The organism is Alkalibacterium indicireducens (assembly GCF_039522005.1).
In the GTDB taxonomy this organism is placed as follows: domain Bacteria; phylum Bacillota; class Bacilli; order Lactobacillales; family Carnobacteriaceae_A; genus Alkalibacterium; species Alkalibacterium indicireducens.
Map to the genome: position 1 here is coordinate 1 of NZ_BAAADA010000218.1, position 654 is coordinate 654.

Annotated in this window: 1 rRNA gene; it reads right to left on the reverse strand. The window is 51.1% G+C overall.

What is annotated here, in order from left to right:
- Positions 1-654: ribosomal RNA gene (locus tag ABFX15_RS12015) — 23S ribosomal RNA — on the reverse strand; the annotation flags it as partial.

The following is a 654-nucleotide window of genomic DNA, read 5'->3' on the forward strand; positions in this document are numbered from 1 at the left end:
CATTCTCACTTCTAAGCGCTCCACAAGTCCTCACGATCTTGCTTCACCGCCCTTAGAACGCTCTCCTACCATAGAACCAATGGTTCTATCCGTGGCTTCGGTATCTTGTTTAGCCCCGGTACATTTTCGGCGCAGGGCCACTCGACTAGTGAGCTATTACGCACTCTTTAAATGATGGCTGCTTCTAAGCCAACATCCTAGTTGTCTAAGCAGCCCCACATCCTTTTCCACTTAACAAGAATTTGGGGACCTTAGCCGACGGTCTGGGCTGTTTCCCTTTCCACTACGGATCTTATCACTCGCAGTGTGACTCCCGGATCTACATAACATGGCATTCGGAGTTTATCAGGATTCGGTAACCCGATAAGGGCCCCTAGTCCAAACAGTCGCTCTACCTCCATGATGCACTATCCGAGGCTAGCCCTAAAGCTATTTCGGAGAGAACCAGCTATCTCCAAGTTCGATTGGAATTTCTCCGCTACCCACACCTCATCCCAGCACTTTTCAACGTACTTGGGTTCGGGCCTCCAATGCGTTTCACCGCATCTTCACCCTGGACATGGGTAGGTCACTTGGTTTCGGGTCGACGACGGCATACTCTACGCCCTATTCAGACTCGCTTTCGCTGCGGCTCCACCTCTTCGGTTTAACCTT